This is a genomic window from Phenylobacterium glaciei, assembly GCF_016772415.1.
GTDB classification, from domain to species: domain Bacteria; phylum Pseudomonadota; class Alphaproteobacteria; order Caulobacterales; family Caulobacteraceae; genus Phenylobacterium; species Phenylobacterium glaciei.
In genome coordinates this window covers 22,210-48,217 of sequence record NZ_JAGSGD010000002.1, presented here as the reverse complement: position 1 = coordinate 48,217, position 26,008 = coordinate 22,210, and the positions used below count along the sequence as shown (strand labels likewise).

The 26,008-nt window shown below is 68.6% G+C and carries 27 protein-coding genes; 13 read left to right on the top strand and 14 right to left on the bottom strand.

What is annotated here, in order from left to right; translation table 11 throughout:
* Positions 1–95: 95 nt before the first annotated feature.
* Positions 96–1,130, bottom strand: a complete 1,035-nt coding sequence (gene moaA / locus JKL49_RS19035) for a GTP 3',8-cyclase MoaA (RefSeq protein ID WP_215343005.1) — start codon at positions 1,128–1,130, stop codon at positions 96–98.
* A 32-nt stretch (positions 1,131–1,162) separates the two neighbouring features.
* On the opposite strand from moaA, the gene JKL49_RS19030 reads away from it, so the two are divergent.
* The 3 genes from JKL49_RS19030 to JKL49_RS19020 are packed head-to-tail and all read left to right on the top strand — an operon-like array spanning position 1,163 to position 2,377.
* Positions 1,163–1,780, top strand: coding sequence for a nucleotidyltransferase family protein (locus JKL49_RS19030; protein WP_215343003.1), 618 nt, complete (start codon positions 1,163–1,165; stop codon positions 1,778–1,780).
* A gap of 25 nt (positions 1,781–1,805) precedes the next feature.
* On the top strand, positions 1,806–2,084 hold the full coding sequence (locus JKL49_RS19025; RefSeq protein WP_215343001.1) for a type II toxin-antitoxin system ParD family antitoxin: 279 nt from the start codon (positions 1,806–1,808) through the stop codon (positions 2,082–2,084).
* Complete coding sequence (locus JKL49_RS19020) at positions 2,081–2,377, top strand: type II toxin-antitoxin system RelE/ParE family toxin (RefSeq protein WP_215342999.1); 297 nt, start codon at positions 2,081–2,083, stop codon at positions 2,375–2,377. The genes JKL49_RS19025 and JKL49_RS19020 overlap by 4 nt, the downstream gene beginning before the upstream one ends.
* On the opposite strand, the gene JKL49_RS19015 is transcribed toward JKL49_RS19020, so the two are convergent.
* Entirely contained in the window at positions 2,374–4,560 is a 2,187-nt protein-coding gene (locus JKL49_RS19015; protein ID WP_215342997.1) for a xanthine dehydrogenase family protein molybdopterin-binding subunit, read from the bottom strand. The genes JKL49_RS19020 and JKL49_RS19015 overlap by 4 nt on opposite strands.
* A gap of 12 nt (positions 4,561–4,572) precedes the next feature.
* A complete protein-coding gene (locus JKL49_RS19010; RefSeq protein ID WP_215342995.1) occupies positions 4,573–5,076 on the bottom strand; it encodes a (2Fe-2S)-binding protein in 504 nt (167 codons plus the stop codon).
* Between the two features lie 132 nt (positions 5,077–5,208).
* Between JKL49_RS19010 and JKL49_RS19005 the strand changes: the two genes are divergently transcribed.
* The 5 genes from JKL49_RS19005 (at position 5,209) to JKL49_RS18985 (ending at position 8,541) form a co-directional block, all read left to right on the top strand.
* Entirely contained in the window at positions 5,209–5,565 is a 357-nt protein-coding gene (locus tag JKL49_RS19005) for a c-type cytochrome (RefSeq protein ID WP_215342993.1), read from the top strand.
* Positions 5,562–5,879, top strand: a complete 318-nt coding sequence (locus JKL49_RS19000) for an MliC family protein (RefSeq protein WP_215342991.1) — start codon at positions 5,562–5,564, stop codon at positions 5,877–5,879. Before JKL49_RS19005 ends, JKL49_RS19000 begins: the two co-directional genes overlap by 4 nt.
* A 1-nt stretch (position 5,880) precedes the next feature.
* On the top strand, positions 5,881–6,771 hold the full coding sequence (locus tag JKL49_RS18995) for a precorrin-2 dehydrogenase/sirohydrochlorin ferrochelatase family protein (protein WP_215342989.1): 891 nt from the start codon (positions 5,881–5,883) through the stop codon (positions 6,769–6,771).
* On the top strand, positions 6,771–7,463 hold the full coding sequence (gene modB, locus JKL49_RS18990; protein WP_215342987.1) for a molybdate ABC transporter permease subunit: 693 nt from the start codon (positions 6,771–6,773) through the stop codon (positions 7,461–7,463). Before JKL49_RS18995 ends, modB begins: the two co-directional genes overlap by 1 nt.
* Positions 7,464–7,533: 70 nt before the next feature.
* On the top strand, positions 7,534–8,541 hold the full coding sequence (locus JKL49_RS18985; RefSeq protein WP_215342985.1) for a phosphotransferase: 1,008 nt from the start codon (positions 7,534–7,536) through the stop codon (positions 8,539–8,541).
* 66 nt (positions 8,542–8,607) lie between these two features.
* Here the strand turns inward: JKL49_RS18985 and JKL49_RS18980 are convergent, their stop codons facing one another.
* Both JKL49_RS18980 and JKL49_RS18975 read right to left on the bottom strand, forming a co-directional pair.
* A complete protein-coding gene (locus JKL49_RS18980) occupies positions 8,608–10,269 on the bottom strand; it encodes an MFS transporter (RefSeq protein ID WP_347340423.1) in 1,662 nt (553 codons plus the stop codon).
* Positions 10,270–10,484: 215 nt separating this feature from the next.
* Positions 10,485–13,181, bottom strand: coding sequence for a PAS domain-containing hybrid sensor histidine kinase/response regulator (locus JKL49_RS18975; protein ID WP_215342983.1), 2,697 nt, complete (start codon positions 13,179–13,181; stop codon positions 10,485–10,487).
* A 239-nt stretch (positions 13,182–13,420) separates the two neighbouring features.
* Between JKL49_RS18975 and JKL49_RS18970 the strand changes: the two genes are divergently transcribed.
* The 3 genes from JKL49_RS18970 to JKL49_RS18960 are packed head-to-tail and all read left to right on the top strand — an operon-like array spanning position 13,421 to position 15,041.
* Positions 13,421–13,702 carry a PadR family transcriptional regulator gene (locus JKL49_RS18970; protein WP_215343222.1) on the top strand — a complete coding sequence of 94 codons (282 nt, stop codon included), beginning with the start codon at positions 13,421–13,423 and terminating at the stop codon, positions 13,700–13,702.
* Positions 13,699–14,265, top strand: a complete 567-nt coding sequence (locus JKL49_RS18965) for a DUF1700 domain-containing protein (RefSeq protein ID WP_215342981.1) — start codon at positions 13,699–13,701, stop codon at positions 14,263–14,265. The genes JKL49_RS18970 and JKL49_RS18965 overlap by 4 nt, the downstream gene beginning before the upstream one ends.
* Positions 14,266–14,276: 11 nt before the next feature.
* A complete protein-coding gene (locus tag JKL49_RS18960; RefSeq protein WP_215342979.1) occupies positions 14,277–15,041 on the top strand; it encodes a GIN domain-containing protein in 765 nt (254 codons plus the stop codon).
* A 78-nt stretch (positions 15,042–15,119) separates the two neighbouring features.
* Here the strand turns inward: JKL49_RS18960 and JKL49_RS18955 are convergent, their stop codons facing one another.
* From JKL49_RS18955 to JKL49_RS18945, 3 genes are all read right to left on the bottom strand, one after another.
* Positions 15,120–16,304: an acyl-CoA dehydrogenase gene (locus JKL49_RS18955; protein WP_215342977.1), complete on the bottom strand. Its 1,185-nt coding sequence runs from the start codon at positions 16,302–16,304 to the stop codon at positions 15,120–15,122.
* Positions 16,305–16,346: 42 nt separating this feature from the next.
* Positions 16,347–17,138, bottom strand: coding sequence for an enoyl-CoA hydratase/isomerase family protein (locus JKL49_RS18950; RefSeq protein ID WP_215342975.1), 792 nt, complete (start codon positions 17,136–17,138; stop codon positions 16,347–16,349).
* A 66-nt stretch (positions 17,139–17,204) separates the two neighbouring features.
* A complete protein-coding gene (locus JKL49_RS18945; protein WP_215342973.1) occupies positions 17,205–18,344 on the bottom strand; it encodes a PepSY-associated TM helix domain-containing protein in 1,140 nt (379 codons plus the stop codon).
* 200 nt (positions 18,345–18,544) lie between these two features.
* Between JKL49_RS18945 and JKL49_RS18940 the strand changes: the two genes are divergently transcribed.
* Positions 18,545–18,745 (top strand): hypothetical protein, encoded by a 201-nt coding sequence (locus tag JKL49_RS18940; RefSeq protein ID WP_215342971.1) that lies wholly within the window; start codon positions 18,545–18,547, stop codon positions 18,743–18,745.
* On the opposite strand, the gene JKL49_RS18935 is transcribed toward JKL49_RS18940, so the two are convergent.
* Genes JKL49_RS18935 through JKL49_RS18925 form a run of 3 tightly spaced genes read right to left on the bottom strand, consistent with a single transcriptional unit; the run spans position 18,742 to position 21,363 of the window.
* Complete coding sequence (locus JKL49_RS18935) at positions 18,742–19,419, bottom strand: GNAT family N-acetyltransferase (protein ID WP_215342968.1); 678 nt, start codon at positions 19,417–19,419, stop codon at positions 18,742–18,744. The genes JKL49_RS18940 and JKL49_RS18935 overlap by 4 nt on opposite strands.
* 4 nt (positions 19,420–19,423) lie before the next feature.
* Complete coding sequence (locus JKL49_RS18930) at positions 19,424–20,200, bottom strand: enoyl-CoA hydratase/isomerase family protein (RefSeq protein WP_215342966.1); 777 nt, start codon at positions 20,198–20,200, stop codon at positions 19,424–19,426.
* Positions 20,197–21,363, bottom strand: a complete 1,167-nt coding sequence (locus tag JKL49_RS18925; protein WP_215342964.1) for an acyl-CoA dehydrogenase family protein — start codon at positions 21,361–21,363, stop codon at positions 20,197–20,199. The genes JKL49_RS18930 and JKL49_RS18925 overlap by 4 nt, the downstream gene beginning before the upstream one ends.
* Before the next feature lie 167 nt (positions 21,364–21,530).
* On the opposite strand from JKL49_RS18925, the gene JKL49_RS18920 reads away from it, so the two are divergent.
* On the top strand, positions 21,531–22,748 hold the full coding sequence (locus JKL49_RS18920) for a CaiB/BaiF CoA transferase family protein (RefSeq protein ID WP_215342962.1): 1,218 nt from the start codon (positions 21,531–21,533) through the stop codon (positions 22,746–22,748).
* 31 nt (positions 22,749–22,779) lie between these two features.
* Here the strand turns inward: JKL49_RS18920 and JKL49_RS18915 are convergent, their stop codons facing one another.
* The 3 genes from JKL49_RS18915 to JKL49_RS18905 form a co-directional block, all read right to left on the bottom strand.
* Entirely contained in the window at positions 22,780–23,193 is a 414-nt protein-coding gene (locus tag JKL49_RS18915; protein WP_215342960.1) for a Zn-ribbon domain-containing OB-fold protein, read from the bottom strand.
* 1 nt (position 23,194) lies between these two features.
* Positions 23,195–24,379: a thiolase domain-containing protein gene (locus tag JKL49_RS18910; protein ID WP_215342958.1), complete on the bottom strand. Its 1,185-nt coding sequence runs from the start codon at positions 24,377–24,379 to the stop codon at positions 23,195–23,197.
* A 117-nt stretch (positions 24,380–24,496) separates the two neighbouring features.
* A complete protein-coding gene (locus JKL49_RS18905) occupies positions 24,497–25,978 on the bottom strand; it encodes an AMP-binding protein (protein WP_215342956.1) in 1,482 nt (493 codons plus the stop codon).
* Positions 25,979–26,008: the final 30 nt, after the last annotated feature.

Below are 26,008 nucleotides of genomic sequence, written 5' to 3'. Positions count from 1 at the left end.
GGTTGAATCAACCTGATCGGATGAAGAGGGCCGATCTCTTTGAATCTAGAGCATGTCCGGGCGGCGAACCGGTTTCCACTTGCGCCTGACATGCTCTAGCCCCCCGTGGTGGACATGTGCCGGGCGACGGCGGGGGCGGAGGCTCGGACGATCTGGAAGTCGTGGCCCTCCGGCTTGGCGTCCACGGCCAGGCGGATGGCGTCCTCCAGGCCCGCCTCGTCGGCGCCGCCACGGATCACCGCGCGCAGGTCGCTGGCGTCTTCTCGCCCCAGGCAGGTGTGCAGGGTGCCGGTGCAGGTCAGCCGCACGCGGTTGCAGGCCTCGCAGAAATTGTGGCTGAGCGGGGTGATGAAGCCCAGGCGGCCGCCGGTTTCCTCGACGGTGACGTAGCGGGCCGGGCCGCCGGTGACGTGGTCTGAGTCGGTGAGGGTCCAGAAGCTTTCCAGCTCCCGGCGCACGTCCTTCAGCGACAGGAACTGATCGGTGCGGTCCACCTCGATTTCCCCCAGCGGCATGGCCTCGATCAGGGTCATGTCGGCGCCACGGGCGTGGGCCCAGGCGATCAGGTCAGGAAGCTCGGCGGCGTTGTCGTCCTTCAGCGCCACGGCGTTGACCTTCACAGCGATCCCGGCGGCGAGCGCCGAGTCGATCCCGGCGATGACCTTGGCCAGGTCCCCGCCCCGGGTCAGCTTGCGGAACAGGTCGGGCTTGAGGGTGTCCATGGAGACATTGATCCGGCGGACGCCGAACTTCGCCAGGTCGCTGGCGAACTCGGTCAGGCGGGTGCCGTTGGTGGTCAGGGTCAGCTCGTCCAGGGCGCCCGATTTCAGGTGCCGCGACAGGTTCTCGATCAGCCCCATGACGCCCTTGCGCACCAGGGGCTCGCCGCCGGTGATGCGCAGCTTGCGGACGCCGAGCTTGATGAAGCCGGTGGCGAGACGGTCGAGCTCCTCGAGGGTCAGGACCTCCGCCTTGGGCAGGAAGGTCATGTGCTCGGCCATGCAGTAGACGCAGCGCAGGTCGCAGCGGTCGGTGACCGAGACCCGCAGATAGGTCACGGTCCGACCGAACCCGTCGATCAGGGCCGGGCGCGAAGTCACTTGCGAAGGGGCGTCGTCATAGGGCGTCATGCGGAGCCTAACATAGAGGGGAACCACGGCGCGTGACAGGGGTGGGCGGATTCGAGGCGATCGTCCTGGCGGCGGGCGCCGGAACGCGGTTCGGCGGCGGCAAGCTGCTGGCCCCCTATGGCGAGGGGGTTCTGCTGGACGGCGCCCTGCGCGCGGCCTTCGCGGCCCCGGTGCGCGGCGTGACCGTGGTGACCGGCTCCGACCCCAGCCGGGTCGGCGCGGCGGTGACGGCCTATGCGCGGCAGGCCGGCTGCTACGAGCGCCTGAGGATCGTCCATGCCGTGGACCACGCCGAGGGCATGGGCGCCTCCTTGCGCCATGGCGCCGCCGCCCTGCCGGCGGATACGCAAGGCGTGTTCGTCTTCCTGGGCGATATGCCGCGCATCCCGGTCTCGGTGCTGGCGCCCTTGGCCCAGGCCGTGCGTGACGGCGCGCCGGCCGCCGCGGCGTCGTTCGGCGGCAAGCGCGGCCACCCGGCGGTGATCGGTGCGGCCCTGATTCCGCAACTACTCACCCTCCAGGGCGACGCCGGCGCGCGGGCCGTGCTGCAGGGCTTGGGCGACGAGCTCGTGCTGGTTCAGGCCCCCGACGACGGCGTGTTGTTCGATGTCGACAAGCCGTCCGATCTCGACGTTGGTGCGAAGAAGTAGTATTTCTTCGCCAAGGAGATTTGCCATGTCCAAGGTCGAAAAGCTGTCTATCGCTCTGACGGGTGAACTGGCCGAGCAGGTTCGGGTCGCCGTTCGGACGGGCGACTACGCGTCCTCCAGCGAGGTGATCCGCGAAGCACTGAGGGATTGGACCGACAAGCGCGAGCGCCGTGCCGCCAAGTTATCGGAACTGCGGAAGCTTATCCAAGAAGGCATCGATAGCGGCATTGCGCCCGGAAGACGTACCGTGGAGGAAATTTCAGCCGAAGGGCGGCGCATTCTCGCAGAGAGAAAGTTCTCTTGAGCTGGGAAGTCCGGCGAACGCGTCGCGCGGAAGCCGACCTTGTCGATATCTGGATTTACATCGCGGCAGACAGTCCGGCCGCCGCCGAGCGGGTGATTCTGAAACTTGAGGCGGCGGAAGGCCGGCTGGCCGAGTTTCCCGAGATGGCGCCGTTGCGAGAGGATCTCTTGCCCGGTGTCAGAGCCTGGGCCGTCGGTGACTATCTAATCTTTTATCGGGTCGAGCCAGACGCCGTGGAGATCCTGAGAATCCTCCACGGCGCCCGTGATCTGGACGACCTGATCGGCGGCTAGGCCTTCACGAAGGGCAGGCTCGTCGTCGCCTGGCCGTTGAGGGCCAGCAGGGCGTTGGCGACGGCGGGGGCGATGACCGGGGTGCCGGGTTCGCCGGTGCCGGAAGGCGCGTTGCCGGAGGGGACGATATAGGTCTCCACCGTCGGGGCTTCGGAGTTGCGCAGCACCCGGTAGGTGTCGAAGTTGGTCTGCTCGACCACCCCGTCCTTCAGGGTCACCTTGCCGAACAGCGCCGCCGACAGGCCATAGCAGATGCCGCCTTCCATCTGCGCGGCGATCTGGTCGGGGGAGATGGCCGTGCCGCAGTCGACGGCGGTGACCACGCGGCCGACCTTGGGCTGGCCATCCACCAGCTTCACCTCGGCCACCTGAGCGACGAGGGTGCCGAAGCTCTCGTGCACGGCGACGCCGCGCGACCAGCCGGCGGTTGCGGGCTTGTCCCATCCGGCCTTCTCGGCGGCGAGGTTCAGCACCGCCAGATGGCGGGTGGCCCCGGCCTTCTCATAGAGGGTCCGGCGATAGGCCACCGGGTCCTTGCCGGCCTTGCGGGCCAGCTGGTCGATGGTGTGCTCCATGACGAAGGCGGTGTGGGTCGCCCCCACCGAACGCCACCACAGCACCGGCACGCCCACATCGGGCATCAGCACCTGGGCGTCCACCACCGGGGTGGCCTTCAGATAGGGCGAACCCTTGGCGCCCTCGACCGTGGTCTCGTCGATGCCCTTGGACGGGATCGGCGAACCCTTCATCAGGGTCTGGGTCACCACGCGGTGGCGCCAGGCGACCGGATAGCCATCCTTGTCCAGGGTGATCTTCAGGGCGTGGTGGGTCAGGGGGCGGAAATAGCCCGCCGCCATGTCGTCCTCGCGGGTCCAGACCAGCTTCACCGGCCGCATCTTGCCGACCTTCTTGGCGATCTCGACACACTCGGCGACGTAGTCCGACTGGAAGTTGGCGCGACGGCCGAAGGAGCCGCCGGCGAACAGGGTCTCAATCTCCACCGCGCCCGGCAGCATGCCGACGATCTTGGCGGTGTTGAGCTGGTCCACCGTGGGGATCTGCGAGCCGAAGGTCAGCTTGGCCTTGCCGACCCCGACCTGGGCCACGCAGTTCATCGGCTCCATGGCCGCATGGGCGAGATAGGGGAAGTCGTAGGTGGTCTCGAAGATCGTGCCCTGGACCTTCTTGGCGGCGTCGCCCTTGGTCTCGAAGGCGGCCCACTCGGTCTTCTCCGGCAGCTTGCCCTTGCCGGCCGCCCACTGGCGATAGTTCGCGGCCATGGTCTCGGAGCTGGCCTTCTCGGCGCCGCTTTCGTCCCAGGTCACCTTCAGGGCCTCGCGCCCCTTGCGGGCGGCCCAGGTGTTGTCGGCGACGACCGCGACGCCGGTGGGGATCTGGTAGACCTCCACGACGCCCGGCACCTTCTTGGCGTCGGCGGCGTCGAAGCTGGCCACCTTGGCGCCATAGCGCGGGGCATGCGCCACCATGGCGGTCAGCATGTCGGGCAGGTGGACGTCCTGGGTGAAGCGGGCGGTGCCGTCGCTCTTGGCCTGGGCGTCCTTGCGGCGCACGCGGTCGGTGCCGATCAGGGTGAAGGTCTTGGGATCCTTCAGCACCGGCGCCTTGGGCGGGGTGACCTTGCCGGCCTCGGGCAGGAGCTGCGCGAAGGTGGCCGACTTGCCGGTCTTGGCGTGGCTGACCACGCTGTCCTTGACGGTGATCTCGCCGGCGGGCGCGTTCCATTTGTTGGCGGCGGCCTCGACGAACATCGCCTTGGCGCCGGCGCCGGCCTGGCGCAGCTGGTTCCAGGAATTGGAGATGGCCGAGGAGCCGCCGGTGCCCTGCACGCCCATGCCGGTATTGGCGTAGACCTTGGCGATGGCGGGCGCCTGCTCGACCGTTACCTTGGACCAGTCGGCGTCCAGTTCCTCGGCGACGATGGCCGCCAGGCCCGCGTGGTTGCCCTGGCCGAACTCGATGTGCTTGGAGATCACCGTCACCGCGCCGTCGGCGCCGATCTTGATGAAGGGCCCGAAGGCGCCGAAATCTTCCTTGGCGCCGACGCTGAGCAGGTCGCCGGGAGAGCAGCCCACCAGCAGGGCGCCGCCCACCAGGGTCGCGCCGACCACGAGATCGCGCCGGGTGGCGCCGGAGGTTTCGCGGGGGGAAAGGATCTTGTTCATGGTGCGCGGCTCCTAGCTCTTGGCCGGGGCGGCGGGCGCCGCGACGGTGGCCGGGACGGGGGCGGCGACCGCCATGCCCGCGGCGTCCTTGATGGCCGCGCGGATCCGCTGATAGGTCCCGCAGCGGCAGATGTTGCCGTCCATGGCCGCGTCGATGTCGGCGTCGCTGGGGTTCGGCTTGGCGGCCAGCAGGGCCGTGGCGCTCATCAACTGCCCCGACTGGCAATAGCCGCATTGCGGCACGTCGTGCTTCACCCAGGCCTGCTGCAGGGGTGAGTTCCCGCCCAGGCTCTCGATGGTGGTGATCTTCACCCCGGCCAGACCCTCGATGGGCATGGAGCAGGAGCGGATCGGCTGGCCATCGGCCAGCACCGTGCAGGCGCCGCATTGGGCCACGCCGCAGCCGAACTTCGAACCCGTCAGGCCCAGCTCGTCGCGCAGCACCCACAGCAGGGGCGTGTCAGGCGCGGCCTTCACCGCCAATGGCTTGCCGTTCACGTCGAGTGTCATGGCCATGGGTCTGTCCCGTCCCCGAATGAGATCCAAGCCGCATCTTAACGTCGTTTAGTCGCCGCGGTAAATGTCGCCGTCGTGGCGGGCGGGGCCGCGACGCGCTAGGTAGATCGACGACGTCTCCGGAGGGGTTTCATGACACGCCGTGTTCTCGCCATTCTCGCCATCGCCGGGCTGCTGACGGGGTCTCCCGCCCTGGCCGCCGATGGCGCCAAGACCTTCCAGTTCCAGTGCAAGACCTGCCATGCCGCCAAGAGCTCGCCCATGGGGCCCAGCCTGGCCGGAGTAGCCGGCCGCAAGATCGCCAGCCTGGGCGACTTCAAATATTCCGCCGGCCTGACCGCCAAGGCCGGCGCCACCTGGACCGACGCCAATCTCGACGCCTACCTTACCGCGCCCGCCAAGTTCGCGCCCGGGACGAAGATGCCCAGCGGCGTCGCCGCCCCCGCTGACCGCGCCGCGGTGGTGGCCTATCTGAGGGGGCTGAAATGAGACTGGCCCCCTGGATCGCGCTGGCCGCCGGTTTGATCCTGGCGGGCTGCGCCACCGTCGCGCCGGAGGACGCCAGTGACGCGCCCATGACCTATGCCTGCGGGGCCGGGAAGCGGTTCGTGGCCTCCTACGCCCTGGACGGCCGGATCGTGCGGGTCACCGCCGGCGGTCAGACCACCACCCTGCGCCAGGTGAAGAAGAAGCATGGCGACCCGATCTTCTCGGCCGGCGGCGTGACGCTCACCACCAAGGGGTCGAGCGCCGACCTCGACGGCGCAGCGGCAGGGCCCTACCGGAACTGCAGAACCGGCTAGGGTGGACGCCTTTCCCGCCTATTTCCCGCTGGCCGGCGCCAGGATCGTCGTGGCCGGCTCCGGTGAGGGCGCGCTGAACAAGCTGCGCCTGCTGGCCTCGTCGCCGGCGACGCTGGTGCGGGTGGAGGGCCCTGACGCCTTCCTGACCGGCAGCTATTCCGGCGCCCTGCTGGTGTTCATCGACGGCGAGGACGAGGCCTTCGCCAAGGGCGCGGCGGCGGCGGCCCGCGCCGCCCGCACCCTCGTCAATGTCACCGACCGTCCCGAGCTATGCGACTTCACCACGCCCGCGGTGATCGACCGTGGCGAGGTGGTGGCGGCCATCGGCACTGGCGGCGCCTCGCCCATGCTGGCCACCATGCTGCGCAACGACATTGAGCAGCGGGTGCCGGAGGGCACGGGCCGGGTCGCGGCCCTGTTCCGGAATTTCCAGGACGATGTGCGCGCCAGGTTTCCCGAGCTGCACGCCCGGCGCGCCTTCCTGCGCGAAACCCTGTCGGGCGCGGTCGCCGAGGCCGCCCAGGGCGGCGACATGGAGAAGGCCCAGAGCCTGTTTCGGGCCGCCATCGCCCAGGGCCCAAAGGCGGCGGGCAAGGTGCAGTTCGTGGCCGGGCGCGGGCCTGCTGACCTGCTAACCCTGCGCGCCAGCCGGGCGCTCGCCGCTGCCGACGTGATCGCCGCCGATCCGGGGGCCGACCCCGACATCCTGGCGATGGCGCGGCGCGACGCCGAGCGGATGACGCCGGATGAGGCCACCCCTGAGGCGATGATCGACCTGGCCCGTTCCGGCCGCCGGGTGGTCCGGGTGGTGGTCCAGGCGCCGCCTGCGGAAGAGGTCCGGTTTCTGGCCGCCGCGGGGGTGTCCGTCGAGGTCCTGGCGTCCGCCTCGTGATGGCGCTGACCCCTGACGACTGGGCGGCGATCCAGCTGTCCCTGAAGGTGGCCCTGGCCGCCACCGCCCTTGGCCTTCCGCTTGCCCTGGCCACGGCGCTGGCCCAGGCGCGGGGCCGTTTCGCGGTCCGGGTGCTGCTGGACGTGCTGGTGACCCTGCCGCTGGTGCTGCCGCCGGTGGCGACGGGCTATGGCCTGCTGCTGCTGTTTGGACGCCGGGGCCTGATCGGCGAAGCTCTGGAGAAGGTGGGGATCGTCTTCGCCTTCGACTGGACAGGCGCAGCCCTGGCTGCCGGGATCATGGCCTTCCCGCTGATGGTGCGGCCCATGCGGCTGGCCATCGAGGCCCTGGACAAGGAGGTCGACGAGGTGGCCCGCACGCTGGGCGCCCCGCCCCTGGTGCGGTTCTTCCGCATCACCCTGCCCCTGGCCCTGCCGGGCGTGGCGGCGGGCGCGATCCTAGGGTTCGCCAAGGCGCTCGGCGAGTTCGGCGCGACCATCACCTTTGTCGCCGCCATCCCCGGCGAGACCCTGACCCTGCCGGCCGCCATCTATGGCGCCACCCAGTCGCCTGGGGACGAAGCCCGGGCCGGAATGCTGTGCTTGGTGGCCGCGGCCATCGCCGTGGGCGCGGTGCTGGTCTCCGACCTGGTGGGAAGGCTGGCGACGCGGACGTCGCGGGGCGCGCTCTAGGTATTTATCCGGGTAATATTGACTTCGTATTATATCCGGGTAAAAGATGGGGCTTACCTGGAGCTGCCCCATGCCCATTCCCCACGCCAAACGCCCCGACGTCGAGCGCGCCCTGCTGGCGACCTTCGGCACGGCGGAGATGGACAGCATCGCCACCATCAGCGGCGGGCTCTCCGGCGCCCTGACCTATCGGATCCGGGTAGGCGCCATCGCCTATCTGCTGCGGGTCGAGACACAGCGGGACAGCTTCAAGGACCCTGATCGCTGGTATCGGTGCATGGCCATCGCCGCGAAAGCCTGCCTGGCGCCCCGCGTCCGCTACGCCGATCCGACCACCGGGGTGGCGATCATGGAGTTCATCCCTGAGCAGTCCTGGGCGCTGGACTATGCGGGCACGCGGGAGGACCTGATCGTCGAGGCCGCCCAAGCCATCCGCGCCCTGCACCAGGCGCCGGCCTTCCCGCCGCTGGTGGACTATATGGACGGCATGGACGCGGTGTGGGCCGGGTTCCAGGCGACCGGCCTGCTGGCGCCTGAGGCGATTTCGGAACTGCTGGACCGCTACGGCGCGGTGCGGGCGGTCTATCGCACCGATCCGGCGGACCTGGTTTCCAGCCACAACGACCTGAACCCGCGCAACATCCTCTATGATGGGCGCCGCCTGTGGTTCATCGATTGGGAAAGTTCGTTCCTGGCCGACCGTCACGTGGACCTGGCGACCCTGGCCAACTTCATCACCCACGATACGGCGCAGGAAGACCTGCTGCTGCGCACCTATTTCGGCCAGGCGCCGGACGCCCGGCAGCGGGCGCGGCACGCCGTGATGCGGCAGGTGAACCACCTATTCTACGGCCTGATCATGCTGACCGCCGTGGCGCGTATGCGGCCTGGGGAACAGGCGTCCGGCGGGCTGGAGGGGCCGTCGCTCGCCGAGATCCACCAGGGCATCGGCGCCGGGACCTTCCTCCTGGACGGCTGGGAAGGCCAGGTCGCCTACGGCAAGGCGCGGTTGGCGCAGGCGCTGGCCGGAATGAAATCGCCGGAGTTCGCTCAGGCGGTCAGCGTGCTGACCGCCTGACGGGCTCATTCCCGGTTGGAGCGGGATGCGGGCGGAAAACCGGTTCCCAGTTTTCCTCATCCCGCTCTAGTCGTGCAGGGACCGCTTGTTGGTCTCGGGCAGGAACAGCAGGCAGGTGACCACCGAGATCGCCGTGAAGGCGAAGGGATACCAGAGGCCCGAATAGATGTTGCCCACCGCCGCCACGATGGCGAAGGCGGTGAAGGGCACGAAGCCCCCGACCCAGCCGGTGCCGATATGGTAGGGCAGGGACATGGCGGTATAGCGGATGCGGGTGGGGAATAGCTCCACCAGGGTCGCGGCGATGGGCCCAAACAGGGCGGTGGCGGCGATGACGAAGACCATCAGCACCCCGAACACGCCGGGCAGGTTCATCCGCGCGGGATCCGCCTTGGCGGGATAGCCGGCGGCGGTAAGCCCGCCCTTGATGCGGCCTTCGATTTCCGTCTTCGCGGCCTTGGCGGCGTCCTTGCTCAGGCCGGCGATGGAGCCCGATTCGATGACGGTCTCGCCGATCTTCACCTGGGCCTTGGCGCCGGGAGCGCCCTTCTCGTTGTTGTAGGAGACCCCCGCATTGGCCAGCGTGCTCTTGGCGATGTCGCAGGAGGAGGTGAAGGCGGCCTTGCCCACGGGGTCGAACTGCAGGGAGCATTCGGCGGGGTCGGCCACCACCACGATGGGGGTGCGGGCCTCGGCTTCGGCGAGCGCCGGGTTGGCGGTCTTGGCCAGCATGTGGAAGCCGGGGAAGTAGGCGATCAGCATCAGGGTCATGCCAAACAGCATCACCGGCTTGCGGCCCACCTTGTCCGACAGCCAGCCGAAGACGACGTAGAAGATGGCGCTGACCGCGGTGGCGGCCATCATCAGCAGGTTGATGGTCTCGGCCGGGACCTTCAGGAATTTGTCCATGAAGGTCTGGGTGTAGAAGAAGGCCGTGTACCAGACGGCGCCCTGGGCGAACATGATGGCCACCAGGGCCAGCAGCACGATCTTCAGGTTCTTCCAGGTGCCGAAGGCCTCGGTGAAGGGGGCCTTGGCGATCTCGCCCTCTTCTTTCATCTTGGCGAAGGCCGGGCTCTCCGAAAGCTTCAGGCGCATGAAGATGGAGACCGCCAGCAGGCCTGCCGAGAACAGGAACGGGATGCGCCAGCCCCAGGCGTCGAAGGCCTCGGGTCCGGCGACGCGGCCCACCACGATGCGGGTGGCCAGGATCACCAGCAGGGCGGCGAACAGGCCGAAGGCGGCCGAGGTCTGCACCCAGCTGGTGGAGCGGCCCCGCGCGCCCGGAGGCGCGTGCTCGGCCACATAGATGGCCGCGCCGCCGTATTCCCCGCCGAGCGCGAAGCCCTGCAGGATACGCATCAGCACCAGCAGGGCCGGGGCCAGGAGGCCCGCCTGGGCGTAGGAGGGCAGCAGGCCGATGGCCACGGTGGCCCCGCCCATCAGCACGACGGTGAACAGGAAGGCGCCCTTGCGACCCACCCGGTCGCCGATGCGGCCGAAGACGAGCGCGCCCAGGGGTCGGAAGGCGAAGCCCGCGCCGAACAGGGCGAGCGCGGCGATGTAGCCGGCGGTCTCGGGGAGGCCCGAGAAGAAGGTCTTGGAGATGACCTGGGTCAGGCTGCCGAAGACGAAGAAGTCGTACCACTCGAAGGTGGTCCCCGCCGCCGAGGCCGCCACCACCGTCCGCAGCGAAGCTTCCTTCGCCGGTTCTACCGCTTCAGCCACGCGTCTCTCCCCCGAGCTCTTTGTGGGGCAAGGTCTAGCATTGGCTTGGGCGGGGGTGGAAGGGCAACCACCTCTACCGGCTCATCCCGGCGAAGGCCGGGACACAGGTGAAGCCCGCCAGGCTCCGGGGCGGAACGCAAATGGACGGGTAGATCAGGTCGGGGCGCCGGAGATGAATCTGGGTCCCGGCCTTCGCCGGGATGAGCGGATTTAATCTAGGCTACCGCCTCTGCCTCAAGCTCGGCGGAAGGCCCGCTCAGTCGCGCGATCTCGGTGAGGAGGGCGGTGGGCGAGATCGGCTTGCCGACCACGCCGTCCATGCCGGCTTCCAGATAGGACTGGTGCTGGTGGGACAGCACGTTGGCGGTGAGCGCAACGATGGGAGTCGCGGCCACCACGCCGCCCAGGGCGCGGATGCGGCGGCAGGCCTCCAGACCGTCGATGCCGGGCATCTGGACGTCCATCAGGATCAGATCAAAGCCGCCGCGGGCCGCGGCCTCGACGCCCAGCAGGCCGTCGGCGGCGGTCTCGACGCTGGCGCCCAGGTTCTCCAGCAGCTTGGTGGCGATCATGCGATTGGTGGAATTGTCCTCCACCACCAGGATGCGCAGCCCTTCCAGCACCGGCTCTCCGGTGTCGACGACCGCGACCACGGCCTGCGCGCTGGGGGCGCAGACCTCCAGCCAGAAGACCGAACCCTGGCCCTCGACGGAGGTGAAGCCCACGGCGCCGCCCATCATCTCGGCGAGCTTCTGGGTGATGGCCAGGCCTAGGCCCGACCCCCCGAACTTGCGGGTGGTGGAGGCGTCGCCCTGGTCGAAGCGTTGGAAGATGCGCGCCTGAGCGTCCGCCGGAATGCCGACACCGGTGTCAGCGATCTCGAAGCGCAGCACGCGGCCGGCGCTGGTCTCATGCAGGGCGGCGCGGACCGTGACCTGTCCCTCCAGCGTGAACTTCACCGCATTGCCCACCAGGTTGAATAGGGCCTGGCGCAGGCGGACCGGATCGGTGCGGACCCAGCCGATGTCGGCCATGCCCTCCAGCTTCAGCTCCAGCCCCTTGGCCTCGGCCTGGGGCCGCAGCAGGCGGGTGACCCCCTGGACCAGGGCGGCGGGATCGATGGACTCCTCGGCAAGCACCAGGGCGCCGGCCTCGATCTTGGAGAAGTCGATGACGTCGTTGAGCAGCTCGGCCAGCATCTGGCCGCAGGAGAGCGCCTCCTCCAGCATGGCCCGGCCATCTTCGGTGAGGCTCTCGGTCTTCAACAGGTGCAGGACCCCCATCACCCCGTTCATGGGCGTGCGGATCTCATGGCTCATATTGGCCAGGAAGGCGGCCTTGGCCTCGGCGCCGGCCTGGGCGGCCTCCTGGGCCTCGATGAGGGCCAGTTCCTGACGCTTGCGCTGGTCGAAGTCATGCACCAGGCCGACACCCTTGAGCCAGCGGCCCTTGGAGTCGCGCTTCAGGTGGTGGAAGACCCGCATCCAGCGGGCCTCGCCCGACGGGGTCATGATGCGGGCCTCGAAGGCCTCGCCGGACTTGCGCGTCTCGCCGTTGATGTCGAGGAAGGCCTGGCGGACGCCGGCCATGTCGTCGGCGTGGAACTTGGGGAAGTTCAGCTTCAGGGCGTCGCGGTAGCTGCGCGAGGAGCGGCCGATCAGCTTCTTGAACTCCGGGCTGGCCCAGAAGGTCTTATTGACGTGGTCGATCTCGTAGACCCCGGCGTCGGCGGCGCTCAGCGCCACCTTCAGGCGCCTGGCATTGGTCTGGGCCTCGCGCCGTGCGCTGGCCACCGCCGAGATATCGTCCACATAGACCAGCATGCCGCCGATCTCGCCGGCGGCGTTCATCCAGGGCCTCGCCTCCCAGCGCACCCAGTGCTTGCCACCCTGACTGTCGGTGAAGCGGTCTTCCTTGCTGGAGACCACCTCACCCTTCAGCGCCCGGCGCTGGGCGGCCAGGAACTTCTTGGGGATCGTGGGGAAGACGTCCTCCAGCCGCAGGCCCACATGGTCGCGGTGGACCAGGCTGAAGGCGTGCCGCCAGCGGTTGGAGATCATCAGGTAGCGCAGGTCGCGGTCGAACATGGCCACCGCGAAGGGGGCGTCCTCGATGAGCTGGCGAATCTGGCGCTCGGCGGCCAGGGCCACGTCGCGGGCCGCGGCCAGTTCGGTGATGTCCTGGGACATGCCCTTGAGCGCGAAATAGCCCCGTCGGCGGGCGACACAATGGAAGGTGGTGCGCCAGGTGGACCAGCGGCCGTCCTTGTTCCGCATCCGCTGTTCAAAGGTCTGAGGCTCCCCTTGAAGAACGCCCCGGTTGAAGGCCGTGCGGACCGCCTCCCGTTCGTCGGGATGCAGGATGGCCTCGAAATCGGCGATGGTGACCACCTCCTCGGGGCCATAGCCGGTGATGGCGCGGATGTCGTCTGACCAGTCTATGCGTCCGGTCAGAGGCTCAAAGGTCCAGGTTCCGACGCCGGCCGATTCCGATAGCAGCAGGCGGGTGCGCCGCGCATCCTCAAGTTCCGCCTCGCGTTCCCGCTCGCGGGTGACGTCGCGCAAGACGCCGATGATGTGGCCGTCGTCGGTGAGCTGGCTGCGGCCCTCGAACCAGCGATAGGCGCCGTCCTTCATGCGCATGCGGGCGACGTTCTGGCCGGTGCGGGTTTCGAACAGGCGCTCGGCCAGTTTTCCGAAGTCGGGGAGGTCGTCGGGGTGGATGAACTCGGCGGCGTACTTGCCGACGATCTCGTCGCTGGCCCAGCCGGTGGCCGTCGTCCAGGCCGGGTTCACCAGCTTGAAGCGCGCATCAGGACCGATGACGAGCATGAGTTCCTGGCTGTTGGCGAACAGCCACTCGATCATCGGCCCGTGCTCCGTCGGCGTGTTGGTCGCACGCTCTTCCGGCATGGAAAATCCCCCAGTTCGGGGCGAATTCTTAGCCCCGAAGCGTAAACGCAACGTTCGAAAGAACCGTTTTTGCCAGCCAAAGTTGCAGCGATGCCCGTCTGCGAAGCTTACAGAGAATTCACTATCGTGCGTCGCTCACTACCTTGTATGAAGCAGTACCTTGCGATGTTCGATCGCAGGTTTAGGAGGCAGGCCGCGTGGAAGCCGTGGAAGTTCAACTGAAGAAAGGGGTGCTCGAGATGTGCGTGCTCGCGCTCCTCTCCCGGGGCGACAACTACGCCTACGAGATCGCCAGCCGGTTGGCCGAAGGGATCGATATGGGGGAAGGCACCATCTATCCGCTGATGCGGCGGATGCAGGCCGACGGCCTGGTGGACACCTATCTGGTAGAGTCCTCCTCGGGCCCGCCGCGCAAATATTATCGCCTGACCGAGGCTGGGAAGACCAGCTTCGCCGGTCAGAAGCAGGCCTGGGGCTCGTTCTCCAAGGCCATCAACGTCATCCTGGGAGAGGCCCAATGACCCGCCAGGCGTTCCTTGCCCGGCTGAAGGCCGGCCTCAGCGGCCTGCCCGCCCACGCCATCACCGACATCGTCGCCGACTATGAGGCCCACTTCGCCGAGGGCGAGGCCGCCGGCCGCACCGACGCCGAAGTGGCCGCGGCCCTCGGCGATCCCGGCCGCCTGGCCCGCGAACTGCGCGCCGAGGCCGGGCTGAAGCGCTGGGAGTCCGAGCGCAATCCGTCGGCGGCCGCCTCGGCGGTGTTCGCGGTGCTCGGCCTCGGCGCCATCGACCTGCTGATCCTGCTGCCCATCGTGCTCTCCATCGCCGGGACCCTGCTGGGCCTGTTCGTGGCGGTGATCGCGGTGTTCGGCTCAGGCGGCTTCGTCTTCGCCGCCGGTCCGTTCCTCGATCCGCCGGGCGGGGTGGCCGCGGCCATGCTGGCGGGCATAGGCCTGATGGCGGGCTCGGTGTCCCTGGGCGCCGTGCTGTGCCTGGTCACCGTCGGCTTCGTGAACCTGCTCGTCTGGTACGGGCGCCTCCACTACCGGCTGCTGAAGCCGGCCATTGAACCTCAAGTTTGAAGGCCCCTGACATGATCCGCCTTCTTGTCATCATCGCCGTGGTCGGCTTCCTCACCTGCGTCGTCACCCTGGGCGGCGCCGTGGCCCTCGGTAGCCGCGACGTTGCAGCCCAAGGCTGGGACCACTGGTCGAACCACGACTGGAACATCGGCTGGGACGACCACGGCAAGCGTCACAGCGACTGGCGCAACCGCCACAAGGGCGATCCCGAATGGGCCTCGGCCACCAAGGAGATCGCCTGGGACGGCGCCACCACCCTGGTTCTCGATGTCCCCGCCGACGTCACCTTCACGCAAGGGTCCGAGGGTCCCGGCAAGCTGACCGTCACGGGTCCTAAGCGCGCCCTGGATACGCTCACCCTGTCGGGCGGCCGTCTCACCGACACGGTGAGCAATGAAGGCCAGCGGCTGAAGATCGTCATGACCGCGCCGAAGGTCACCCGCTTCGAGTTGACCGGCATCGATCGCCTGACCCTGGAGGGCTACGACCAGGACAGCCTGGAGATCAGCACCACCGGCATGTCCAAGGTCACCGGCCGCGGCAAGACCCGTCTGCTGAAGCTGGACATGACCGGGGCCGGCGAGGTCGATCTGGCCGGTCTCGACGCCGATAGCGCCGAGGTCACCCTGTCGGGCGCGGCCCAGGCCTCGATCGCGCCGCGCTCCAGCGCCAGGCTGGATGTCTCGGGATCGGGCGAGGTCGAGCTGACGACCCGGCCCCTGAAGCTCGAAAAGAACGTCTCCGGCTCCGGCGAGGTCAAGGAGCTGGAGTCCTAAGATCCGCGAAGGCGGTGTCCTCCCCGGACGCAAACTGGCCCAGAGCGGATCCCCGCCCTGGGCCTTTTTCTTGTGGAGCTAGAAGGCGTTCTCGCCGGTGATCGCCCGGCCGAGAATCAGGGCGTGGACGTCGTGGGCGCCTTCATAGGTGTTGACGGTCTCCAGGTTCGCGGCATGCCGCATCACATGGTACTCGCCGGAAATCCCGTTGCCGCCGTGGATGTCGCGGGCCTCGCGGGCGATGGCCAGCGCCTTACCGCAGTTGTTGCGCTTCATCAGGCTGATGGCTTCCGGCACCCACGCGCCCTGGTCGAGCAGGCGGCCGAGGGCGAGGGAGCCCTCGAAGCCCAGCGCGATCTCGGTCTGCATGTCGGCCAGCTTCTTCTGCACCAGCTGGCGGGCGGCCAGCGGCTTGCCGAACACGCTGCGGCTCTTGGTATAGTCGCGGCTGGCGTGCAGGCAGAACTCGGCGGCGCCCATGGCCCCCCACGAGATGCCGTAGCGCGCCTTATTCAGGCAGGAGAACGGCCCGCGCAGGCCAGAGACGCCTGGCAGCATCTGGTCTTCCGGCACGAAGACGTCGGCGAGCGCGATCTCGCCGGTGATAGAGGCGCGCAGGCTGAGCTTGTTGAGGATCTTCGGCGTGGTGAAGCCTTCCGAGCCGCGGTCCACCAGGAAGCCGCGGATCACCCCGTCCAGCTTGGCCCAGACCAGGGCGACGTCGCAGATCGGCGAATTGCTGATCCACATCTTCGACCCATTCAGGGTGTAGCCGCCGGGCGCCTTGCGGGCCACGGTGCGCATGGAGGCGGGGTCGGAGCCGCCGTCAGCCTCGGTGAGGCCGAAACAGCCGATGATCTCGCCCTTGGCCATGCCAGGCAGATACTTGCGCTTCTGCTCTTCCGACCCGAAGGCGTAGATCGGGTACATGACCAGGGACGACTGCACGCTCATGGCCGAGCGGTAGCCAGAGTCGATGGCCTCGATCTCGCGGGCGATCAGGCCATAGGCCACGTGGTTCACGCCGGCGCCGCCGTATTCCTCGGGAAGCGTCGGGCCGAGGAAGCCGAGCGCCCCCATCTCGGTCATGATCTCGCGATCGAACCGCTCCTCGGCATAGGCCGAGACCACCCGGGGCAGCAGTTTCTCGCGGGCGTAGGACCGGGCCGCGTCCCAGACCATGGTCTCCTCCTCGGAGAGCCGGGACTTCATGTCCAGGGGATCTTCCCAGTCGAAGGTCTTGGCGGCGCTGTCCTGAGCCATGGCGTTTCCCCTTGAATGTGATGGGGGCCTTATGACGCCAAGTCAGGTCCCTGTGTAGACGCCTTTGCGCTTCTCCAGGAACGAAGCCCGCGATTCCTTCACATCGTTGGTGGCGCGGCGGGCGAAGGAGAGGCCGACGGACTCGTATTTCAGGGCGGTGTCGAGGTCGCTTTCGAAGTTGGTCTGCAGCACCTTCTTGGCGGTGCGCACCGCCAGCGGTGGCCAGCGGGTGATCTCCTGCGCATAGGCCAGGGCCGCGTCCAGCAGGTCATCGTGGGCCACAAGGCGGTTGAGCAGGCCCAGGGACTTGGCCTCGTCGGCCAGGACCATGCGGCTGGTCAGGATCAGGTCGGCGGCGTCTGCGTAGCCCACGATGCGCGGCAGCAGCCAGCTCATGCCGCTATCGGGCGACAGGCTGCGCTCCACGAAGGTGGTCTTGAAGCGGGCGTGCTCGGAGCCGATGCGGACGTCGCAACCGAGGGCCGCGCTCATGCCGGCCCCCGCGCAGACCCCGTTGATGGCGCCGATCAGCGGCTTATCGAAGTCGTGGAACAGCTTGGCCCAGCGCCCTACCCAGCTCATCTCGTCGAGGCGGGCGTTCTGGCTGGCCTCAGGCGGCGGGACCTGGCCGGTGAGGTCGGCGCCGGAACAGAAGCCGCGGCCGGCCCCGGTGAGGATCACCGCGCGGATGTTGTCGTCCTCCTGGGCCAGGGCGAAGGCGGCGTGGACGTCGGCCCGCAGGTCGCCGCTGATGGCGTTCAGTTTCTCGGGGCGGTTGAGGGTGACGATCCCCACGTGGCCGCGGGTGTCATAGTCGATGGCCTGCCAGGTCATGTGCGTTTCCCCTTTTGCCTAAGCCTCACGGTCATCGGCGCGGGAGGCAAGGGGGGATCGGCGGCCTTAGGCGGTGGCGCCTCGCATGATCGCCCGCCGGCGCGCGCGGCGGCGCAGCCACATGATCAGGCCGGTCAGACACAGCAGGGTCGGGGCCAGGCCCGCCAGGACCAGCAGGGTCTGCCAGACGATCCCCATGTCGGCGCCGTCGTGGACCCGACGCATCCAAGCCGACAGCGGATCAGGACCGCCGCCAGCGGCGCTGGGGCTGGCCCGCTCAGCCTGGGCGGCGCCGGTCGTATCGTTCACCGCGACCGTGACCGGCTCCCCTGCCCCGGGCCGGCTCAGCTGGATCTTCCAGGCCGGGTCCGCGCCTTGGGTGGGAAGGTTGATCACCGCCAGGCTCGCGCCCGGTGCGGCGGCCTGGGCGCTGGCGACGGCGTCGGGCAAGGTGAGGTTGGGATGAGCCAGGGGCGCCGCCGACCGATTGGGCCCGCCGCGCGGGCCGGCCGGGGGTTGGGGAACGCCGAACAGGGCGCGGCTGGTCTGGGGGAAGGCGATGTAGACCCCGGTCAGGGACACCACCGCCAGGGGCAGGCAGATCCAGAACCCCACCAGATGATGCAGATTGAACAGGGTCGAGGGCCCCCGCCGCCAGTGCAGGGCCTGGCCCAACGCCCCGTGGCGCGGCCACCAGAGCCAAAGGCCGGTGGCGCAGGAGACCAACAGCGCCCCACCCAGCCAGCCCACCACCTTGCGGCCGACGCTGGGGATGAACAGCGTGCCGTGCAGCCGGTGCAGGGCCATGCTGAAATCTTTCGCCACCTCGGCCCGGTCCAGCACCCGGCCGGTGGGCGGGTCGATCCACGCGTTCAGGCTGCGCGGGCGGCCGTCCGGGCCGGGCGGACCGGGGATGCGGCCCACCGCCACAACGGGGTCGCCGGCCTTGTAGGGCAATCGGATCTGGATCAGCTGGGCGGCGTCGCCGAAGGCGGCCTGGGCGGCGTCGGCATAGGCCTGGGGCGGCAAGGCGCCGGCGGGGCCGCTGACCGCGTAGCGTTTCGCCAGCAAAGTCCGGTCCAGGGCGTCGTGCCAGACCAGGATCGACCCCGACAGCCCCAGCGGGATGATGACCCCCAGCAGGCCGACCCCGATCCACAGATGGACGTCGAGCCACAGGCGGCGCAGGCGGCGGGAGAGTGTCATGCGGCCCCTTGAAACAGATCTCGCCAGCTAGAGCCTATGGGCCCCAGCCACAAGCCGCCCGCACCTAAGTCGCCTATGCGACAGTCCGTCCACTCGCCACATACGCGAATCATGAGAGTCTGTGCACAGAGCGTCGCAACCTTCGCGGCGATCGGTCGTTCCCGTGTCAGGCGTATTCGAAGACCAAGGGACCCTGCCCCATGTCGCTCCCCCGAACCGAGCCCAACCCGTTCGACCTGGTCCGACCCTTCGTTTGGCTGGCGGCGTTCGCGTTCTTCGTGGGCTTTGCGACCTATATGCTGGCCGGGGCCGGCAGTGTCGCCAGCGCCTATTCCCGCACCCACGCCGCCGCGCCGATCTCGGCTCAGCAGATCGATTGGGACAGCCGCAGGGCGATCTAGACTTTCGCCAGCACCGTCGCGGTCACCTCGCGGCGGATGGCGAACCCTAGCGACTCATACAGGCTGATCGCGCCCAGATTGCTGGCGTAGGAATGCAGGAAGGGCGTCTCGCCGCGCGCCACGATGCGCCCGGCCACCACCTGCATCAACCGCCCGGCATAGCCCCGCCCGCGATGGTCGGGATGGGTGCAGACCCCGCTGACCTCGGTGAAACCCTGGGGCCGCATCCGCTCGCCGGCCATGGCCACCAGCCGCCCGTCCTGTTTGATCCCGACAAAGGCGCCCAGCCGGTGAGTCGCCTCGAAGAACGGGCCGGGCTCAGTGAGGGTGGCGAGCGCCAGCATCGCCGGCGCGTCCGCCTCCGTCAGATCCTCATAGGCGAAGTCCGGGTCGCCCGGCTTGGGCGCCTCGGCCACCATCTGGGCGCAGACGGCGGCCTTCACGACCACCACGCCCGGCGGCGGCGTGAAGGGCTCAGCCTCCACCACCCACAACGCGCCGTCCGCCGGGATCAGCTCGGCCAAGGCCTCGAGGTTCTCGGCCGACCCGTCGGCCGACGCCCCGAACACGTTGTAGCGCGGCTCGAAGCGCAGGGCCCGGTCGTCGCCCAGGGCCAGGGCCCGCTGGCGGGTGCTCAGCGTGCTCCAGACCGGGCGGTCCAGCGGGTGGGCCATCCCTCTAGTGGCCGGTGAAATGGCCGACCCGACGCTCGGAGACCGCCTTCACGCCCTCGGCATAGTCGTCGGTGGCCCGCAGGAGGGTCTGCTGCTCGTGCTCGTGCATCGTCTGGGCCCGCACGGCGGCGGCCAGGTCGGCGCGCAGGGTCTTGCGGGTGGCGACCACGGCCAGCGGCGCGTTCTCGGCGATCTCCTGGGCCAGGCGCGAGGCTGCGGCGCGCAGGTCGGAGAGCGGCGCGATCTCGTCCACCAGGCCCCAGGCCAGGGCGTCCTCCGGTTTCACCCGGCGTCCGGTCAGGAACATCAGGTTGGCGCGATGCTGGCCGATCAGCCGCGGTAGGGTGTGGGTCAGGCCAAAGCCCGGATGGAAGCCCAGCTTGACGAAGTTGGCCGTGAACCGCGCCTCGGGCGCCGCCACCCGGAAGTCGCCCACCAGGGCCAGGCCCAGGCCCGCGCCGACGGCCGCGCCCTGCACGGCCACCACGATCGGAGTCTCGATGGAATAGAGCCGCACGGCCTGGTCATAGAGGCTGCCGATGCCGCCCATGCCCGAACCCGCGATCCCGTCGCTGGCCACCAGGTCGGCGCCGGCGCAGAAGGCCTTGCCCGCCGAGCACAGCACCACCACCCGGGTCTTGCCGTCGCCGTCGAGGGTCTCCAGGGCGTCGGCCAGGTCCTTCATCAACTCCACGGAGACGTGGTTGAAGGGCGGCCGGTCGATCTCCACCGTCGCCACGTGGCCGTCATGGGTGACCTTCAGGTGGTCGTAGCTGCTCATCGTCTCGTTCCCATCAGGTTGCGCGCGACCACCATGCGGTGGACTTCGGAGGGGCCGTCATAGATCCGCATGTTGCGTACCAGCGAGGCCATAAGCTGCAAGGGCATTTCCTTGGTCATGCCCATGGCGCCGAAGCACTGCATGGCGTTGTCGATCACCTCCCAGGCCATCTCGGTGGCGAACACCTTGATCATCGAGATCTCGTTGCGCACGTCGCGGCCCTGGTCGAGCTTGGCCGCGCAGTCATAGGTCATCAGCCGGGCGGCGTGGATCTTGATGGCCGCGTCGGCCGCCCACCACTGCACCGCCTGGCGGTCCGACAGCGGCTGGCCGAAGGTCACCCGCTGCGGCGCGTACGCGCACATCATGTCCAGGGCCCGTTGCGCCAGGCCGATGCACCAGGCGGCCATCTCCATCCGCCGCGTCCCCAGCCGCACCTGCATGGGCGCGAACCCCTGGCCCTCGGTCCCCAGCAGCTTCCAGCCCGGCACCCGGCAGTTCTCCAGGATCACCTCATAGGTCATGGCCCCGCCGATCATCGGGATCTTGCGCAGCACTTTGAAACCCGGATTGTCGCCGTCCACGAGGAAGGCGCTCATCCCGCCCCGCGCGCCCTTTTCCCTGTCGGTCACCGCCATGACGATGGTGAAGTCGGCCTCGGCGGCCCGGCTCGTCCAGATCTTTCTTCCGTCGATGATCCAGTCGTCGCCGTCGCGGACGGCCTTGGTGATCATGCCCGCGGGGTCGGCGCCGGCGCCGGGCTCGGAGATGCCGATGGCGCTGATGGTTTCGCCGCGCACATAGGGGGCGAGATAGGCCTCCCGCTGGCGCTCGGTCACCGTGGCCATCAGCATCCGCAGGTTCGGGCTGTCCGGCGGCAGGGTGTAGGGCGTCACCGTCGAGCCCAGGGCCTCGTTCACCGCCACCAGGGCCACCTGGGGCAAATCAGACCCGCCGACATCCTCCGGCGCGTCCAGGCCCCAGAGGCCCAGGCGCTTGGAGACCACGTCGATCTTCTCGCGCTCCTCCGTGGTCAGGCCCACGCCCTTGCCCTGCGCCTCGCGCTCCAGGACCCGGGGCTCCAGCGGCATCAGCTCGTCGCGGACGAACTTCTGCGCCAGATCCTTGAGCATCCGGTGCTCTTCGGAAAGTTCGAAGTCCATGGTCCGTCCTCGACGCCCGTTGATCCGGCCTTGCTCCGAATTAGCCGGGTTGCCGCGCCGGACGGCAAGCGCGCAATTCATCAGACCCCGTGCCCCGGCGTGACCTCTTGCGCCGACCCCGGCTTCAATGATCTTCCAGGACCCAAGAAACGACGGGGAGCTTCGACGTGACCGACACCAAGCAACTTGCGGACAAGGCCACCGGGCCGCTCGCGGGCATCCGCATCCTGGACCTGACCAGCGTGGTGTTCGGCGCCTACGCCACCCAGATGCTGGGGGATCAGGGCGCCGAGGTCATCAAGCTGGAGGACCCGGGCTCGGGCCGCGGCGACGGCGGCGACATCATGCGCTGGGCCGGCCACGTGCCGGAGGGCACGCCGCGCGATCTCGGACCCATCTTCCTGACCATCAACCGCAACAAGCGCTCGGTGCTGATGGACATGCGCGACCCGGCCTCGCGGCCGTTGCTGGAGGCGCTGATCAAGAGCTGCGACGTGTTCGCGGTCTCGGTGCGCTACGAGGGGCTCAAACGCCTGGGCCTGGCCTATGAGGACGTGAAGGCCCTGCGGCCCGACGTGGTCTATGTCCACGCCTCGGGCTACGGCTCGGACGGTCCCTATGCCGGGGAGCCGGCCTATGATGACTTGATCCAGTCGGCCTCGGGTCTGGCCGACCTGCTGCCGCGCACCGACGGCAATCCCACCCCGCGCATCCTGCCCACCCTGGTGGCCGACAAGGTCTCGGGCCTGTTCATGTGTCAGGCGATCACGGCGGGCCTGCTGCACAAGGAACGCACCGGCCAGGGTCAGTTCATCGAGGTGCCGATGCTGGAATGCGTCACCAGCTTCACCCTGGTGGAGCACCTCTACGACCACACCTTTGAGCCGCCCACCGGCCAGTGGGCCTATCAGCGGGTGGCCAATCCCAACCGCAAACCCTACCAGACCAAGGACGGCTACATCGGCCTACTGCCCTATACCGACAAGCAGTGGGACCAGTTCTTCGCCGCGGCGGGCATGGCCGAGACCTTTGGCAAGGACGCGCGCTTCTCCGACTACGCCACGCGCGCCAAGCACATCGGCGAGCTGTACGGTCTGGTGGGCGAGGTCACCCAGACCAAGACCACCCAGGAGTGGCTGGACCTGCTCAAGCCACTGTCGATCCCCATCGTCAAGACCGCGCGCCTGGACGATCTGCCCGACGATCCGCACCTGAAGGCCGTCGGCTTTTTCGAGCGCTACGACCACCCGCATTCGGGGCCCTACAACGCCATGAAGCCGCCGGTGAGGTTCACAGGCTCGCCGTCCAACATCCGCCGCCACGCGCCAAGGCTCGGCGAAGACACCGCTGAGGTGACCGCCGAGATGGGGCTGAAGGCGGACTGACCGGCGGGGCGAACCCCTCCGGTCGTCGCGCTTAGACCGGTGAGAACACCGGGACGGGCGGGCCGCCCTCGGTGGCCTGGAACTTCACCTTCACCTTCTGGCCGATGGCCAGCTTGGTCAGGTCGCAGTCCACGAAGTTGGTCAACACCGCCGGGCCCTCGTTGAGGGTGACGTAGCCGATGGCGTAGGGGCCGGTCGGCGAGCGGTGCATGGTGGAGTAGGTGTAGATCACCCCTTCCCCGGGACTCTCTTCCCAGACGGTGTCGTCGGAGAAGCAGAAGGGGCAGAGCGCGCGCGGATACCAGTGGGGTTCGCCACAGGCGTTGCAGCGCTTGATCAGGAACTTGCCCTGTTCGGCCGCGTCCCAGAAGGGCTTGCTCTCGATGGTCACGGCCGGGGCCGGGATCTTGCGGCCCTCGGCCGGCTTGTCTTGGGCTTCGCTCATCTTACGCCTCCCGTTCCATGATGACGGTGCCCGCGCCGTGGCGGGTGCCCAGCGATCCGCCCGTGCCGTGGGCGAGCGCGAGGTCGCAGTTGGGAACCTGCACCTTGGGATGGGCCTCGCCGCGCAGCTGGCGCACCGCCTCGATCACCTTGGTGATGCCGCCGCGGTTGGTGGGGTGGTTGTTGCAGAGCCCGCCGCCGTCGGTGTTGAAGGGCAGCTTGCCGACGCCGGAGATCAGGTTGCCGTCGGAGACGAACTTGCCGCCCTCGCCCTTCTTGCAGAAGCCGAGGTCCTCAAGCTGCATCAGCACCGTGATGGTGAAGCTGTCGTAGATCGAGGCGTACTTCATGTCCTGTGGGGTGACGCCAGCCTCGCCGAAGGCGATGGGTCCCGACCACAGGGCGCCCGAATGGGTGAGGTCCAGGTCCTTGCCGCCGCGCGGACCCTTGGGGGATTCGCCGGCGCCGATCACCTTCACCAGGGGCCGCTTCAGGCTCTTGGCGACTTCCGGGCTGGTGACGATCAGGGCGCCGCCGCCGTCGGTGACGACGCAGCAGTCCAGCAGGTGCAGCGGATCGGAGATCATGCGCGAGTTCACCACCTGCTCGACGGTGACCACGTCCTTCAGGAAGGCGTGCTCGTTCCACTGGGCGTGATGGCTGGCGGCCACCTTGATCCAGGCCAGCTGCTCGCTGGTGGTGCCGTACTCGTACATGTGGCGCATGGCGCACATGCCGTAGGTGTTGTGGGTCGAGCCGCCGTAGATGTTTTCGAAGCCGGCCTCGGGCGGACCGTCAGACAGCTGGCCGGGGCGACCACCGCCGCCGGGGAAGAACTTGTTCTGGCGGGGACGGCCGGCCAGGGTGATCAGCGCCACGGTGCACTTGCCCGCCGCGATCGCCTGGGCGGCGTGACCGACGTGGAGCAGGTAGGATGAGCCGCCGGTTTCGGTGGAGTCCATGTGGCGGACGTTCTTCAGGCCCATGTAATCGACCATGGACATGGCGCCGAAGCCCGGCGCGTCGCCGGCGCAGAAGTAGCCGTCGATATCGTCCTTGGTCAGACCCGCGTCAGCCAGGGCGCCCTTGGCGCACTCGGCGTGCAGCTGCGGCGTCGACTTGTCGGGAGCGTCCCGGGTGGGGTGCTCATAGGCCCCCATGATGTAGGCCTTGCCCTTAATACTCATCGATCCCCTTCCTAGAAATTCGTCTCTTAATGAATTGCGGTTGGCTTAGCCCGGCGCGCCGGGAAGCGGAAGTGCGGTCTCCTCCTCGACCCCGGCGGGGGAGGAGCGGAGAGAGCGTCAGGCCGGCTGGCCTTCCTTCAGCTTGGCGATGCGGGCGTCGCGGAGCGCCGTGCGGCGCACCTTGCCGGCGTCGTCGCGCAGGGGCTCGTCCACGAACTCGTAGGTGCGCGGCTGTTTATAGGTGACGAGCTTGGTCTTCAGGTGCTCGCGCAGGGCCGTCTCGTCGCCCACGCCCCGGGTCTGGACGATGGCGTGAATCTTGGCGCCCAGGTCGTCGTCGGGGATGCCGATCACGGCGACGGACTGGACGCTGTCATGCTCCTCCAGGGCCGCCTCGATCTCGGCGGGATAGACGTTGGAGCCCCCCACCAGGATCATGTCGGTGCGGCGGTCGGCCAGGTAGAGATAGCCGTCCTCGTCGAACCAGCCGATGTCCCCCAGGCTCTCCCAGCCGCCGGGCAGCACCTTGGCGGTCGCGCCCAGGTACTTGTAGCTGGGCGCCATGCCTTCGGGCCGGCGCATGTAGATCTCGCCGATCTCGCGGGGCGGCAGCGGATTGCCGTCGTCGTCAAAGGCGACCATCTCGCCCATCCGCACCTTGCCCACCGAACCCCGGTGCTCCAGCCACTCGGTCCCGGAGATGACAGTGGAGGCCTGGGCCTCGGTGCCGGCATAGAGCTCCTGGATCACCTCGCCGCCCAGCCACAGGATGAAGGCCTCCTTCAGCCAGGGCGGGCAGGGCGCCGCCAGGTGCCAGAGGGTCTTCAGGGAGGAGAGATCGTACTTGGTGCGGACCTCCTCCGGCAGATGCCAGATGCGGTTCATCATGGTGGGGACCATGTAGATCCAGGTGGCGCGGCGCTTCTCGATCTCCGCCAGCGTGCCTTCGGGATCAAAGCGCGGCAGGACGATCAGGTGCGCGCCCAGGTTCAGCACGCTCATCATCATGCCGAAGCCGGCGTTGTGGTAGAGCGGCGCCGGCAGGACGGCGATGGACGCCGAGGTCAGCTGCCAGCCGCCGACGGCCGGCGTCTCCTTCGTCGTCACCCCGGGCTGGCCCGCCAGGATCAGCTTGGGTCGACCGGTGGAGCCGCCGGAGGTGGGGGCCTTGGAGACCGGCGAGGTGGCGTCGGGCAGGTCGCTGTCGTCGTCGGACTTGGCCAGCAGGTCGGCGACCTTCAGCAGCGGCCGATCGATCTTGGCCTCAAACTCGGCGATCACCACCGGGGTCTTGGCCAGCTCCATGATGGCCTCCAGCTCGGCCTGGGGCAGACGGAAGGCCACCGGCTGCGGGGTCGCGCCGATCTTCCACATGGCCCAGCAGGCCACGGCGAAGTCGGTGGAGTTGGGCAGGCCCAGGGTCACCAGGTCGCCGTGCTTGACCCCATAGGCCAGCAGGCCGCGGGCGGCGCGGTTGGTGAGCTTGTGGAATTCGCCATAGGAAAGGGTGGTGTCGCCACAGGTCACCGCCGGGGCGTCGGGTTGGGATTGCGCGAAGGCCTTCAGCTTCGCGCCGAGGGAAATCATCTCGTCGGCCATAATATGTGTCGTCCCAAATGAAATCGGCCC